This is a genomic window from Neobacillus sp. DHD-1R, from assembly GCF_057747995.1.
Window position 1 is genome coordinate 302,047 of record NZ_CM173232.1, and the last position, 15,135, is coordinate 317,181.

A 15,135-nucleotide genomic window follows, 5' to 3' on the forward strand; every position below is an offset into this window, starting at 1 on the left:
GTGCCGCTATATAAACAAATTAAGCAAATATTAATTGAGGAGATACAGGCAGTTGGCAGTGAGACTGGACGCCCCATCAGCACTGAGCATGAGCTTATTCAGCGCTTTCACGTGAGTCGGGCACCTGTTCGCCAGGCAATGAAGGAACTTGCCGATGAGGGGTACGTTTACCGAGAGCGGGCAAGGGGCACCTTCCCTGTTCAAGAACTCCCTGTCCGGCCGCCAGGGTTAGAGTTAGGCGGGCTGGTTGGCTTCCTTCGCGATCAAGGTTTAGAATGCACTTCCAAGATATTAGGTGTAGAACGTGAATTACCTACAGAGAAGCTTTGCGCCATACTTGGTCTTGAACAGAATGATAAGCTCTTGCGAATCTCTCGATTAATTTTGCTCAAGGAGAATCCATTTGTTTGGACGCAGACCTATTTGTCCGTTTCGGATGATTTCCAACCGGATAAAAGGGAGGTTGAGAAGGTCGACAGTGTCTTCGAGCTCCTTCTGAGCGAACAAGGTACGATCATTTCTCGAGGTGATCACCAAATCTATGCATCAGGTGCGAACTGTGAGGAGGCAGAGCTTTTGGGCATCCAAACTGGGGAGCCTATTCTCGTCATAGAGACGAAGCTATACACACGTAATGATCGCCTTATTGGCTGGAGAAAGGCGATCCATAGAGCCGATGACTATAAGTTCTCTTTCACGGTAAATCGTTAGACGACTGGGGGATTAAGGTTGCCTAAAATAAATATTGCCGACGTTGTGAATGAAGGTAAATTTAACCGCTTTCATATCGGATTATTGATTTGTTGCTGCTTCATTATTATTTTTGATATGTTCGATCTTATTATTTATAGTTCCGTCATCCCTATCCTTTTAAAGGAATGGTCCATATCACCTGTTCAAGCAGGAATTATTGGCAGCTACGGATTATTCGGGATGATGATCGGGGCAATAATCTTTGGGATTTTGGCTGACAAATACGGAAGAAAAAATATCCTTATTTCATGTGTAATCCTATTTAGTATATTTACATTTTTATGTGCATTTACAGCTGGCCCAGTACCGTTTTCTATTTTTCGATTCATTGCTGGGGTAGGGATTGGCGGTGTTTTGCCAAATGTGATTGCCTTGATGACAGATTACGCACCAAAACATAAGCATAACATGATGGTCTCAATTGTCATGTGTAGTTTTTCTGTAGGTGGTATTTTAGCAGCTCTACTAGGAATCTACTTAATACCTCTTATGGGATGGAAAAGTGTTTACTGGGTAGCAGCGATTCCGCTTTTGTTCATACCATTTATAGTTAAATATTTCCATGATTCACCGACTATTCTTTTGGTAAAGGGCCGAATAGAAGAACTATGTTTGGTTCTTTCAAAAGTTAATACCCAAGTAACCTTAACCCCAGATATGGAATTTGAAGCAATTAATGAAAAAGATGTTGGATCTCCTGTTATAGCATTATTTAAAAACAATCGTGCACTCGGTACAGTGATGATTTGGATAGCCTTTTTCATGTGTTTGTTAATGATTAATGGTTTATCTATTTGGCTTCCAAATTTGATGTTTAGTGCTGGCTATGCACTTAGTTCCAGCTTAAGCTTTGTCATTGTTTTAAATGTTGGGGCTATTATTGGCACGTTAATACTGGGAAGTCTTGCAGATAAATTTGGTGTTAAAAAAGTTCTCGTTCCAATGTTTATCATTTCGGCCATTTGCCTGACACTACTTGGCTTTAAAAGTAATATGCTCATTTTATATTTGCTGGTTGCGATTACGGGTGCATGTACAATGGGGGCTCAAAATATCTCATATTCCTTTGTATCACAGTATTATCCTTCATTAATGCGTTCAACTGCTGTAGGGTTTGCTTCTGGAATTGGAAGAATTGGCGGGATTATCGGACCAACCTTTGGTGGAATTCTCATATCACTTCAATTATCGATACAAATGAATTTTCTTGCGTTTGCGATTCCAGGTATTATAGCTGCTCTGGCAATTTCATTTGTTCCTTTAAAACTTGCAAAACAAAAAAAAATGAAAAAAGAAACCAATATAGCTTAGGAGGGAAATGTATATGAAATCAAATTCTATAAGAATTGCAATTATCGGTAGTGGAATTGGCGGGGCAGCAACTGCGGTGGCTTTACGGCATGCAGGATTTAATGTAAACGTCTATGAGCAAGCATCAGCAATAAAAGAGGTAGGTGCCGGAATAGGTTTGCGTCCGCCATCCATCCGTTATTTCAAAAAATGGGGCCTTCTAGACGAAATTGAAAGAGTGACACATAAAAGCGTTTTGATGGAAATCCTTTCAGATCAAGGAGAAGTATTACTTGAGGAAAAATGGCCTGCGTTAACAGATGATCCTAATGAAAGATGGGCGAGATTAATTCATCGTGCCGACTGTCTGGACACGTTAATTAATGCAATCCCTTCTGAGTTCATCCATTTGAATCACAAATGTAAAAACATCGTCCGCCATGAAGATTATGCAGAAATTGAGTTCGAGAATGGTGTCAAAGTGGAAGCCGATTTAGTCGTTGCTGCCGATGGTATTCGTTCCCTAACGCGTTCGCTATTTTTCAGCCAAGCTGAGCCAGTATTCCACGGATATCATGCTTACCGGGCTCTTGTGAATGAGGATGAAACATATGGTTTAGCTTCTGAAAACACATTGCGAATTTTCTGTGATGATAAAGTCAATTATTATTTACTGCCTTTGAAATATCGGAAACAAGTTTCAGTCGATATTACCGTTCCACACCAAGACAGAACAGGCAGACCGAACGTACCGAAAGAAGATATGCTCAAAGAATTAAAGAATTTCCACCCTAGCCTTCAGAAGATTGCGGAAAATATCAATCATTTCGATGTTCGGGCACTATACGATATCGATCCAGTTGATCAGTGGACAAATAATTGTATCGCCCTGCTTGGTGATGCCGCCCATTCGATGCTTCATAACCAAGGACAAGGTGCCAATATGGCCATTCAAGATGCAGGGGTATTGGCTGAATGTTTACTTGAAGCTGACAGCGTTGAAAAAGCCTTACAAGAATATGAGACTCTAAGAAAACCATTGGGACATTTATTTCAAAATTTATCCCGCCAATTCCATAGTGACAAGGAAGAAACGGCATTCCCTGAAAAAGAATTCCTTGAAAAGACTCCTGAGGCACAATAATTGAATTTGCTGGATGTATTCAGGGAAACCAAAATAGGATTTACCGAATTATCTTAATATATTTCAGAATATTGATATTGATTATAATTTTCAGTCTATAACCTAGTCAAATAAGGAAAAAATTGAAATACGGAGGTTAGCACAGATGCCTGTACATCCCGAGATAAAAAAGATTCTAGATTTCATTCCACAATCCGATACGAAACTGAAAATTATTCCGGAAGAGCATAGAAAAATGTTCGATGCACCGATTTTACCCATTGAACAACGTGTACAAGTATTTTCAGTTGAAGAAAAAACCATTCCGACGGCTGAAGCGGATATCCCAGTCAGAATTTATACGCCGAAGGAAGCAGATGCTTATCCAGTTCTCGTGTATTTCCACGGTGGCGCATTTTTCTCAGGAACTTTAGAAAGTCATGATGAAATTGTTCGCCCGATCTGCCTGGAATCCGGTTATAAAGTCATTTCGGTAGGTTACCGTCTTGCTCCTGAACACCCATTTCCTGCGCCGTTAGTAGATTGCTATAATGTAACAAAATGGGCAGCTGAGCATAAGGACGAATTAAAATGGGATGGGCAAAACCTCGCCGTTGCAGGGGACAGCGCGGGTGGTAACTTAGCTGCAGCTGTTTCACTAATGGCCCGTGACAAAAAGGAATTTGCGATTACGAAACAAGTTCTATATTATCCATCCTTAGACCTTGATGTCAGTGAATTTCGTTACCCATCACAGGTGGAAAATGGAAAGGGCTATTTCGTAGAAAGCGATCAATTAGCGGAGTATAACTCCTTCTATTTAATTGGAGATGTAGATACGGATAATCCGCTTGTTTCACCAATTCGAGAAGAGAGTTTAGAAAATCTTCCAGCAGCCCTTGTCATCACAGCAGAATATGATCCGATGCGAGATGAAGGGGAACTCTTTGCGGAGAATTTAAAAAAGTGCGGCGTGCCTGTTGAAACAAAACGATATGAAGGGGCTACACATGGCTTCTTAGGTAAATTCACACATCTTGATGAATATAAGGATGTTTATAAACGGACAGCGGAATTTTTAAGTTCTAAATAGACAATTTGATAGGTTAACAGACATTTCTAGGAAGTGGTCATCGCGGCAGGTACAAAGGCAAAAGCGTTTGATCACTTCCTATTTAGCTTTCAAGAATTTAAAATTTGCGGTTCATTGCTTTAAGAGATGAAAATGGACATTTGAAACAATGACATCAAGGTGGATGGAATAGAACTACAACAAATATTCTAAATATTCAGAACTGTAGTTAAATTTTAAAAGGAGTGTTTTATGTTATGGAAAAGAAAAAGTTTTGGACCTATGAAAATAAGTTAGTAGTAATTGTCTTCTTCACAATTGGATTCGTCTTCTTTGATCGTTTAGCAATTAACTACCTATTTCCAATGATTTCTAGAGATTTAGGACTAAACTACACGCAATTAGGCTTACTTGGAGCAGCTCTTGCGTTAACATGGTCAGTATCTGGTCCATTGGGCGGATTCATTTCAGATAAAGTGAAGAGTAAGAAATCAATGTTGGCCATTTTAGTATTAGCGTTCTCGGTTGTTTCATTAGCGCACGGGTTAGCACAATCATTTGCCATGTTATTCGTCTTACGTCTATTAATGGGTATTGTAGAAGGTCCAATGATTCCGCAAACACAATCGATTTTAGCAATGGAATCGTCGGAGCGTCGGAAAGGCTTTAACTTAGGTTTCACCATGAACACAAGTAACGCATTATTCGGTAGTATTTTAGCACCGGTAGTCATCGTTGCGTTAGCAACTAATTTTGACTGGCATACTGCCTTCTATTTAACGATTATTCCAGGAATTATTTTAAGCTTTGTCATCTTCAAATCAGTTAAAAATCCAGATCCAGCAAAATTTCATGCGATGCATACGATAAAATCGACTGAAAAAGTGAAAGTGAAGGATGTTCTGAAGCACCGTAATATTTGGTTATCGATTGTGGTTTTCAGCTTAGTGATGACAACCCTTATGGCCTTCCAAATTTTTGGACCCACCTATTTAGTAAAAGCAAAAGGATTATCGGAAACAACAATGAGTTTCGTTATGGCTTCATTCGGAGTTGGCTATGCAATCTTCGGTTTCTTAATTCCCACCATTTCAGAGCGTACTGGACGTAAACCAGCTTCGTTAGTTTCTGGCTTGTTGTTAATTCTCATACCACTAGCGATCGTCTACGTGGATTCAATTCCATTAATGATGGTACTTTTATTCATCGGTTCAGCTGGTTCAGGTGTAATTGGTATGTCGATGTCCGTTATTCCAGTTGAGTCTGTTCCATTAAGATACTCAGGTCTGGCAATCGGTTTAACAATCGGTATTGGTGAGTTAATCGGCGGATTCTTAAATCCAATGGTGAATGGTGCTTTAGCAGACATGTATGGAATTCAAACACCATTATTGGTAGCTGCTGGTGCGGCTGTGTTGGCTCTCCTATTCACATGCTTCTTCAAAGAAACAGTACCGTCGAAAGTTTTAGCATCAGAGCAAAAAGGAAAAACTAATTTCCAAGTATAGATTTCGTTCTTAATTACATTTCAATATACTTTAATTTTCGAAGGAGAGTCGAATTGGTGAACCGAAAACTTTTATTTTTTGTCTTATTAATTGTTATGCTAATGAGTGGCTGTGGTCAAAGTAAATCAGCTTCTGCTGATAAAAAACTTCAACAAAATAAAAGTGGTAGTTCCCAAACTAGTGCCAGTAAAGAAAAACACTCTGTATTTGAATCAGTTCCTGACGGTTTTCGAGTCGTGACAGTTGGATCTGGTAATCCAAAAACGGAGATTGGCCGCGGAGCACCAAGCACATTAGTCCAATTTAAGGATAAATTTTTCTTAGTTGACAGTGGCGAAAATGCAACTGGTACACTATTAAAGATTGGCCTGCCTGCAGAAAGAATTACAAATATGTTGTTTACCCATCAACATGTTGATCATAATGGCGGATTTTGGACCTTTTTTATTGATGGTTGGCAAGGACCTACAGGAAGGCGTTCCCTTAATTTAATAGGACCTCAAGTCCAAGAACTTTATGATACTACTGTTAATTTCTTTAAGACTGATTTAGAGTATCGTGCTAGTTTAGGCTGGCCAAAAGATGGACTTTTAACAAATGTGAGTATTAAAGATTTAACTGAGGATAAATATAGTTTTCATCTCGATGGTGTGAAAATTACCTCAATCCCTGTCCCACATACAATTCCAACATATGCATATCGTTTTGATGCAAAAGGCCATAGTGTAGTTGTATCAGGTGATTTAACATATACTGATAAATTTGCACCTTTTGCAAAGAAAGCAGATATTCTAGTGATCGATGGAATGTTAACAAGTGATTTTTCATTCGTACCCGAACAAGCCCGGGAAAATTTAAAGAAAAGCTTAAAGCAATCTCATGCTACTACAGAAGACCTTGCCAAAATGGCGGCAGATTCACGAGTGAAAAAAGTTGTCTTAACCCATCTTGGCCTGGGTAAGGAAGATATGGAAAGTATTTCAAAGGTATTTTCAGATGCAGGTTTTAAAGGGGAAATTATCGCTGCTGAGGATGGCCTTGTGATTAATCCCTAAATCTATCATTTCAGGCACAGCTTAGCCTGCCTCTGATGGAAAGACGTGGGCTAAGACATTGTATGGTAGAGGAACCATACGATAAGGATACCAGTGGAGCTGATGTTATCAGCTCCTTTTCATGCTATGTTAAGATAGGGTAATAACCAAAGCCGATCGGTATGGAGGAGGTTTTCAACAGAATGGATTCAAAAACAATGATCATCGACATCGCGACAGCGCTCTTTCAGGAAAAAGGATATATGGGTGTAGGAGTAACGGAAATTTTAACAGCATGTAAGCTTTCAAAAGGTTCATTTTATCACCACTTTCCAAATGGAAAAGAAGAATTACTTATTGCATGCCTGCAGTCCGTGAGTGATGTGATTATTACCGATATCGAGGATATATATAAACAATATCCCACGGCTCAAGAAGCCACAAAGAGGATGATTGAAAAATTAATAGGCGTCTTCGATCGAGAAGGTAGCATTACCAGCTGCACCTTTAGCAGCATCGTGAGCGAAATGGGGGCATTAAGTGAATCTGTCAGACAGGCTTGTTTGGATCATTACATAAAGATGCAAACGATTTATTCGAGTAAATTAGCGGCAGATGGCTTCTCGGAAGAAACGGCTCATTCCCTTGCCGTGATGATGACGGCTTCTCTTGAGGGGGCAATTATGCTGTGTATAACCCAAAAAGCAAGCGACCCACTAAAGTCAGTTTTGCAGCTATTACCTAATCTAATGAAGAATGATTAATTCATAAATCACCACTCGCAGTCCCTTTGTCAAAAATGAACAAACTCCAGGAAAACTTTAACGGGTTTACTTGTGAGGTGCAAAACATTAAAACACAAGTTAAAACACTATTTAATTCGCAAGTTTTTTATCACTAAATTCACGGGACATTTCAAATAAGTCTTTGTTCGCCAGCGCCTCCATCCATATTGAGGACATTTTTCTAGCTACCCATGCAAGGTTTGTCCTCAATAGCCCTTATTGAGGACATTTTTCTAGCTATCCATGCGAGGTTTGTCCTCAATAGCCCTTATTGAGGACATTTTTCTAGCTATCCATGCAAGGTTTGTCCTCAATAGCCCTTATTGAGGACATTTTTCTAGCTATCCATGCGAGGTTTGTCCTCAATAGCCTTTATTGAGGACAGTTTCCCCGCTACCCATGCGAGGTTTGTCCTCAATAGCCTTTATTGAGGACATTTTCACCACTACCCATGCGAGGTTTGTCCTCAATAGCCCTTATTGAGGACATTTTTCTAGCTATCCATGCAAGGTTTGTCCTCAATAGCCCTTATTGAGGACATTTTTCTAGCTATCCATGCGAGGTTTGTCCTCAATAGCCTTTATTGAGGACAGTTTCCCCGCTACCCATGCGAGGTTTGTCCTCAATAGTCCTCTATTGAGGACATCTTTCTTCGTTTCATGGCAGTTTTTGTCCTCAATAGCTCTAATTGACGACTGAGATTAAATTGAAAAAATTCAGGTAGCCAACACGATAACCCTTGTAACCATTCACACTATAAAACATAGCAATTTCACATAGCATCCAATAATTATTTCCACCATTGAGAATTACCTTGTGAATTCGTATATGGAAAAGACAATTAAACACTTTTCTACCTAGTTCTCCGTTTCGCATATTGTGACGGGGTGACCGACGTTAACTTTTTAAATACTTTACTAAAGTAATTTAAATCATTAAATCCCACCAAAAAGGCGATATCTGTAATGGATCCATTCCCACGTTGCAAATATAACTTTGCTTCATCCACCCTCTTTTGATTAATAAATTCAGTAATGGTCATTCCTGTATCCTCTTTAAATTTCCGTGAAAGATGGGAAGGATTGACGTGTATTTGTTCGGCAATTTGCTTTAGTGTTAAGGGATTTCCTAAATACAGCAGGATATAATCGACTGCCTTTTTCACAATTGGGCTATAATGCCCTGTTGAAAAAGTGTTCACGAGGTCACAATATTCATTCACCATTAAGACCATTAACTTTTTCAAATGGGGAATCGTCGTCGTTCGTTCAATCATAATCGCAAATCGTTCAGAGATGTTGTGAAGATAAACAGGATGGACGCCACTTCGTTCAGCGGCAACTCGATATAAAGTATTCGAAACAAACGCCATATTTTTCGAAGAACGAATCGGACTTCCAGGTACTCGGTTCGAAAACTCGAGAATGTCAGTCGAAAAATTGATGATGTGATTTACTTCTGTTTTATCTCCTCTTGTGATGGCATCCATCAGTCTATTTTGATATTCATATCTACTTTCGATAATATGTTTGTTTTCTTCAATAGTCATTTTTAGGAGAGGCTGGTCTAGTGCTGGTGTCAAGGCAGGAGAGGAAATCTGCTGAGACTGAACATAATCATGTACACACAAATTCACCAGTAATTCACCGATATGCTTGTATTCCGTCTCACTTAAAACCGGCAAGGATTGATAGAATTGTTCCAATTGTTTTCGTTCACCAATTGGGAGATTGTTTTTTGAAATAATATCTTTAATCAGATCGAGCACCGAAAGCTTAGAGATTAAAGGACCGAGCAGGATGCTGCCATGAAAAGATTGGTTTTTCCAAATACCAACAGCCATATATTCAAGCCCATACGTATTGGTATAGTGGTAATAGTGATTGGCTTGGTTCTGATGAAGGATGTCATTTAAATGGGCGTACTCATCATCAAGATGATCTAACACAACGGGGATGAAATGGTTGATCAATTGAAAAAGGGTGTGCCCCTCCTGATCATTTAAACGGACATCTAGCTTTGTAATTGAATGCAAAATTTGGCTAATGTTAATAAAATCTTTTTTCTCCAACAGAATTCACCTTCCTTTTTTAATTTACTTAAAAAATTAAAAAATAGCAATATAATTACTAGTCTAGCAAAAATAGTACGATTAATGTTCAAAAGGATTCACTATAATAAATTTAAAGCCCTTACATTTTTCGGTGAGGGATGAATTTTTCAGGTTAGATGAATGGAGGAGAGAGCGTATGTTATATCCAATTGCTACGGACAGCCGTGTTGTAATGGATTTAAGTGGAGTTTGGAAGTTTATGATTGATGATGAAGTGAAGGAAGTAAATGTGAATCAACCGTTACCAACGGACGAGGTAATGGCCGTTCCTGCCTCTTTTAATGATCAAGCAGTTTCAACGGAAATTCGCCAACATAGCGGATATGTATGGTATGAAAAGAACTTTACCATTGCAAAAGCGTTACGCAATGAAAGACTTGTTGTACGTTTTGGTTCTGCTACACATGAATCATGGGTTTACTTAAATGGTAAAGAAATCGCCCATCATAAAGGTGGATTTACTCCATTTGAAGCGGAGATTAATGATTTCATCGTACCAGGTGCCAATCGTTTAACGGTTCGCTTAAGTAACCTTTTGGATCATACGACACTTCCAGTCGGAAATTATAGTGAGACGAAAGATGAAAATGGAAAAATCATCCGTAAAGTCGATGAAAACTTTGATTTCTTTAACTTTGCTGGCTTGCATCGTCCTGTTAAAATTTATTCCACTCCTTTTAACTATATAGAAGATGTTGCGATTGTGCCTAATGTAGATTTGGACAAGCAACAAGCCGAGGTTCAACTTTCTGTTAAAACGGTTGGATCATTCGATGAAGTACGAGTAACGATTCTCGATGAACAAGGAAGAACGGTTGCAGAGGGCACAGGAACCACTATCACTCCTACAATTGAAGATGTTCATTTATGGCAGCCATTGAATGCGTATTTATATACGGCAAGAATTGAAGGATTGAAAAATGGCGAAGTAGAAGATGTGTATGAAGAGCAGTTTGGGGTTCGTAAGATTGAAGTGAAGAATGGAAAATTCCTAATCAATGGTGAGTCGTTCTACTTCAAAGGTTTCGGTAAGCATGAAGATACGTTCGTACGTGGCCGCGGTCTGGATGAAGCCTATAATGTGCTTGATATCAATTTAATGAAGCAAATGGGCGCCAACTCCTTCCGTACTTCCCATTATCCATATTCGGAGGAAATGATGCGTCTATGTGACCGCGAAGGTATTGTGGTCATTGATGAAACACCAGCGGTTGGATTGTTCGCAACCTTCTCCTTTGATGTGTCTATATTAGAAAAGGGCGGAGAAATAGAAGATGATACGTGGACAATAATGAAAACGACTGAAGCCCACCAGCAGGTTATCCGTGAATTAATTGATCGTGATAAAAACCATGCCTGTGTGGTCATGTGGTCCATTGCCAATGAACCAGCTACTTATTCAAAAGGATCGCATGAGTACTTTGAACCTTTATTCAATCTTGCTCGCGAGCTGGATCCGCAAAAACGTCCTTGTACCTTTGTAAATATCATGTTGGCACCTCCTAAGGCTGAAAAATGTATGGATCTTGTTGATGTCATTGCATTAAACCGCTACTATGGCTGGTATGTGCAAACCGGTGATCTAAAAACGGCAGAAGAAAAGACCCGCCAGGAGCTCTTGGAATGGCAGGAGAAATACCCGGATAAACCGATTATGTATACTGAATATGGCGCTGATACGGTGGCAGGATTCCATAGTGCATATGGAGAACCATTTAGTGAAGAATATCAAGAAGATTATTATCGCATGAATAGTAAGGTATTCGATGAAATTCCTAACTTTGTTGGTGAACAATTATGGAACTTTGCCGATTTCCAAACGAAATTTGGTATCATGCGTGTTCAAGGTAATAAGAAAGGTATTTTTACAAGAGCACGAGAACCAAAAATGGTCGTACGATACTTAAGCCAGCGCTGGAATAACATTCCAAACCTAGGATATAAAAACTAATTCTAATCATGCTTCAAAAAGAGGTAGATATGGCATGCCCATATCCGCGACCTTCTTTTTGAAGCATGATTTTTTTGTGTCTTTATCTTTGGAAGGGAAATAGATACTATTCACTTATGAGGATTTATTTTAAGAGTGGAGTGGTGGACAGTGAATTATCGTAAAGCGACGATCGATGATATTGAAGAATTGATGGAGTTAAGAAAAAAGCAATTAGCGGATGAGGGAATTGAACCTAATATAAACATCGATATGGAACTATATGAATTCTTTAAAAATAAATTAACTGATGGTTCTTTGATTCAGTGGGTTGTGGAAGATAACGAAGAAATGATTGCATGTGGGGCCATTATTTTTTATGAATTCCCACCTTCCTATACCAATAAGAGTGGAAAAAGGGCTTATATTGCCAATATGTATACAAATGGACGTTACCGTGGTCAAGGAATCGCAACCAGCTTGCTGACTAGATTAGTGGATGAAGCAAAAGCGTTAGCTATTTCAAAAATTTGGCTTGGAGCTTCAAAAATGGGGAGGCCAGTGTATAAGAAGTTTGGCTTTAAAGAAACGGATGAATGGTTGGAATTAAATTTTTAGATGGGTGTTCAAGTAGCGGTGCTTGAGTATATTAAAGCGAGAAAGTGGGAGGAGAACTGGATATGATTGAATTGAGATATTTTACACCATCAGATTTTAAACAACTGATGAAATGGGTTGACTCACCTGAATTTATGCTTCAATGGAGCGGTCCAGCATTTGAATATCCTTTAACCGAAGATCAATTAGCAAAATACATCGAGAATGCTAATAAGGATCACTCTGAGACGTTGATTTATAACATAGTAGACAAAGAAACTGGAGTGGTGATAGGTCATATCTCTTTGGGGAGAATTGATCGAAAACACAAATCCGCAAGAGTGGGAAAAGTATTAGTCGGGGATAAAAATGTAAGGGGAAAAGGAATCGGTCAGCAAATGATAACGGAAATCCTTAAAATTGCATTTGATCAACTTCACTTACATCGTGTAAGTCTTGGCGTTTTTGACTTTAATGTGGCTGCCATCGCTTGTTACGAAAAGGCAGGATTTACAAAAGAAGGTTTACATAGAGATACATGTAAAAATGATAACGAATACTGGAGTTTGTGGGAAATGAGTATGTTGGAGGGTGAGTGGGTGAACAGAAAACGGTCATAATCTGGATGAGCTTGATCATAATGGTCATTAAAAGATGTAAAGAACTAGTTGGTGGGGCATTTCTGCGAATAAGCAGGAACGCTTTTTTACTAACGAAAGTAGTTTCGTTCAACAGGAAGGGAATATTTACTTTTTAGCGAAATTTTATATTTACCAAATTTTTTGGAGGTTTGTTTATGAACCCTATCTTAAATCAAATAGGAACTATTTTTATCCCAGTAAAGAATATTGTGGAGGCCCGCAATTGGTATTGTGACATATTAGGGCTACCTGCCGAGGGCGAAATACTATATGGTCATTTATTTATCGTACCTATGCAGGGAACAGGAATGGTATTAGATAGCAAGATTTATTCAGAGGAGAATATCTTCAAAACTCCACCTTTTCATTTGGACACGAACAATATAGAAGAAGCCTATGCGTATATGAAAGCCAAAAATGTCGAATTAACAACAGAAATAGAGCACAACCATTGGTTTAATTTTAAAGATCCGGATGGGAACCATTTAATGGTATGCAAGTGTTAACTCCTTTTACAAGAGAGGTGCGCTTGAACCCAAGCTTGCGCATCACTGTTAATACCCTTGAAGGGCTTGACGCAGCTGGTGAATTCTGAAGTTGATGAAATTGAAATGAATGACTCTGGCATGACGGGAGAAAGTAAGGGTAAAAACTAAAGGTGATAAAGTCATGAAATCAATATGCATATGTTTCTTGGTGGTTGTTGGAATGCTTTCCTTGGAGCCCGTAGCAGGTGCTGAGATCCCTGATACATCTAAACGTAGTACGGCTGAATATCAGCTTCCGCTCCTTAAAAATGGAGATGTGATGTCTTTGGAAGTCAGTCGTTTGTCAGGGGAGGCCCGCATATTTCGCTATACAGATGGCTATCAAGAAGTGGTTATAAGAAAAATCATTGCTTGGGTTAACGAATCAAGTCCTGTGAAAGGAGAAACGGAGTCTAGACTGCCTAAGATCCCTACGGTTTTGAAATTGAAAATGACCAATGGGGATGTTGCCGTTATAGAACCTGCCTATCACTGTGTGCTCGAAAATCACACAAGGACATGCACACCGGCTGAGGGGGAGGTTATTTATTCAAGTAAGAAACTAAAAGTTCGACTGAAATCACAAAAACTGTATGACTGGATAATGGTAGGCTGGAAAAATGAAGTAGATGGGCCGTCAAATGATGAGTTGTTGGAAGAGACGTTATATTCACGGTACTTTTCTTATATCGAGAAGGATGCAAACCTTGCTGAATATATCCTTTGTCCCAAAATAGATAAGATCGAAAGAATTGATAATACTCGACGTCACATGGTTCATGCAAGTGCATTAAATTATTCATCCCATCATTCTGGTCCTGCTAACAGATTCAATTTTACTTTAACGGATACACCTGAAAAGGGTGTAAAGATAATGAATGTTAAAGTCACAGAAAATATTCCTGAAAACGAAGTCTTAACGCAATGCAGACTCAATTTTTAAAATTAAAAGGGGCGATAAGTGATATGGTATCAACCTACCGCCCTTCGTGTCTTTACGGTTTTATTTAAAATTAATCCGATTTAAGATTTTTGCTTTATGATAATGAAAGATAGATTTGGATAATTCAAAGATGGTTCCGTTCGTTAGCCATACCGTATTTTCAATAATCAATGCCGGATCTAACGGAAGAATGTGCAGCAGTTTTGCACTAACTGCATCAATTTTTTCACAGTTAATAACTTTGTCAGCAAAACCAATGTTCAATTTTAGGTCCTCAATGAGGTATTGATAAATAGAACTCGATGCGATGTCCTCGTTTAAATAGGGGACAATATCTTTTTTAAAATAACTTATTTCAATCGAAAAGGGTTCATGATCGACAATTCGCAGCCGCTTAATATAATAAAGTTTGGTTCCGATTTCACAATGCAATTGAGTTGCTAATCCTTCATCAGCGTCTAGCACACGTAAATCCAAAATTTTGGTCTCAATTATTTTTGAATCTAAATCCTTTGTTAAGCCTCGGAGGCTGCCTAAATTTATATAATCGGTCACCGATTTTTCCCGTAAAAACATGCCGCTGCCTTGGACCTGATAGATATAACCGCGATTGACCAGCTGATTAATGGCTTTTCGAATCGTATTTCGGCTCACTTCAAACTTGTTTATCAATTCTTCTTCGGTCGGCAGCTTTTTGGTTTGATCAAATGTCCCATTCTGAATGTCCCGTTCTAAACAATCCGCAATTTCTTTATACTTTACCGCCATATAATCTCCTTACTATTGGAGGGGTCTGACCCCCTCTGACACATTTTCTTT

Annotated in this window: 14 protein-coding genes; 12 read left to right on the forward strand and 2 right to left on the reverse strand. The window is 38.9% G+C overall.

Translation table 11 applies throughout. The features are described 5' to 3' along the window. The 7 genes from AC3ANL_RS01490 (at position 1) to AC3ANL_RS01520 (ending at position 7,544) form a co-directional block, all read left to right on the forward strand. Positions 1-711: a GntR family transcriptional regulator gene (locus tag AC3ANL_RS01490; protein WP_488327524.1), complete on the forward strand. Its 711-nt coding sequence runs from the start codon at positions 1-3 to the stop codon at positions 709-711. Between the two features lie 18 nt (positions 712-729). After that, on the forward strand, positions 730-2,064 hold the full coding sequence (locus tag AC3ANL_RS01495) for an MFS transporter (RefSeq protein ID WP_488327525.1): 1,335 nt from the start codon (positions 730-732) through the stop codon (positions 2,062-2,064). 13 nt (positions 2,065-2,077) lie between these two features. Next, positions 2,078-3,187, forward strand: a complete 1,110-nt coding sequence (locus AC3ANL_RS01500; RefSeq protein ID WP_488327526.1) for an FAD-dependent oxidoreductase — start codon at positions 2,078-2,080, stop codon at positions 3,185-3,187. A gap of 145 nt (positions 3,188-3,332) precedes the next feature. Next, complete coding sequence (locus AC3ANL_RS01505; protein ID WP_488327527.1) at positions 3,333-4,259, forward strand: alpha/beta hydrolase; 927 nt, start codon at positions 3,333-3,335, stop codon at positions 4,257-4,259. Between the two features lie 236 nt (positions 4,260-4,495). Next, positions 4,496-5,746, forward strand: a complete 1,251-nt coding sequence (locus tag AC3ANL_RS01510; RefSeq protein WP_488327528.1) for an MFS transporter — start codon at positions 4,496-4,498, stop codon at positions 5,744-5,746. Positions 5,747-5,802: 56 nt separating this feature from the next. Further along, entirely contained in the window at positions 5,803-6,801 is a 999-nt protein-coding gene (locus AC3ANL_RS01515) for an MBL fold metallo-hydrolase (protein ID WP_488327529.1), read from the forward strand. Between the two features lie 182 nt (positions 6,802-6,983). Then, positions 6,984-7,544, forward strand: a complete 561-nt coding sequence (locus AC3ANL_RS01520; protein ID WP_488327530.1) for a TetR/AcrR family transcriptional regulator — start codon at positions 6,984-6,986, stop codon at positions 7,542-7,544. A gap of 874 nt (positions 7,545-8,418) precedes the next feature. Here AC3ANL_RS01520 and AC3ANL_RS01525 read toward each other — a convergent pair. Beyond that, complete coding sequence (locus AC3ANL_RS01525) at positions 8,419-9,636, reverse strand: helix-turn-helix transcriptional regulator (protein WP_488327531.1); 1,218 nt, start codon at positions 9,634-9,636, stop codon at positions 8,419-8,421. A gap of 178 nt (positions 9,637-9,814) precedes the next feature. On the opposite strand from AC3ANL_RS01525, the gene uidA reads away from it, so the two are divergent. The 5 genes from uidA to AC3ANL_RS01550 all read left to right on the forward strand — a co-directional run bounded on the left by uidA (position 9,815) and on the right by AC3ANL_RS01550 (position 14,316). Next, entirely contained in the window at positions 9,815-11,629 is a 1,815-nt protein-coding gene (uidA, locus tag AC3ANL_RS01530) for a beta-glucuronidase (protein WP_488327532.1), read from the forward strand. Between the two features lie 150 nt (positions 11,630-11,779). Further along, a complete protein-coding gene (locus AC3ANL_RS01535; protein ID WP_488327533.1) occupies positions 11,780-12,226 on the forward strand; it encodes a GNAT family N-acetyltransferase in 447 nt (148 codons plus the stop codon). A 62-nt stretch (positions 12,227-12,288) separates the two neighbouring features. Continuing rightward, entirely contained in the window at positions 12,289-12,825 is a 537-nt protein-coding gene (locus AC3ANL_RS01540; RefSeq protein WP_488327534.1) for a GNAT family N-acetyltransferase, read from the forward strand. A 176-nt stretch (positions 12,826-13,001) separates the two neighbouring features. Beyond that, a complete protein-coding gene (locus tag AC3ANL_RS01545) occupies positions 13,002-13,352 on the forward strand; it encodes a VOC family protein (RefSeq protein WP_488327535.1) in 351 nt (116 codons plus the stop codon). 163 nt (positions 13,353-13,515) lie between these two features. Then, the gene (locus AC3ANL_RS01550; protein ID WP_488327536.1) at positions 13,516-14,316 is read left to right on the forward strand and encodes a hypothetical protein; all 801 of its coding nucleotides are present in this window, start codon (positions 13,516-13,518) and stop codon (positions 14,314-14,316) included. A gap of 60 nt (positions 14,317-14,376) precedes the next feature. Here AC3ANL_RS01550 and AC3ANL_RS01555 read toward each other — a convergent pair whose 3' ends face one another. Beyond that, positions 14,377-15,084 (reverse strand): GntR family transcriptional regulator, encoded by a 708-nt coding sequence (locus tag AC3ANL_RS01555; RefSeq protein WP_488327537.1) that lies wholly within the window; start codon positions 15,082-15,084, stop codon positions 14,377-14,379. Positions 15,085-15,135: the final 51 nt, after the last annotated feature.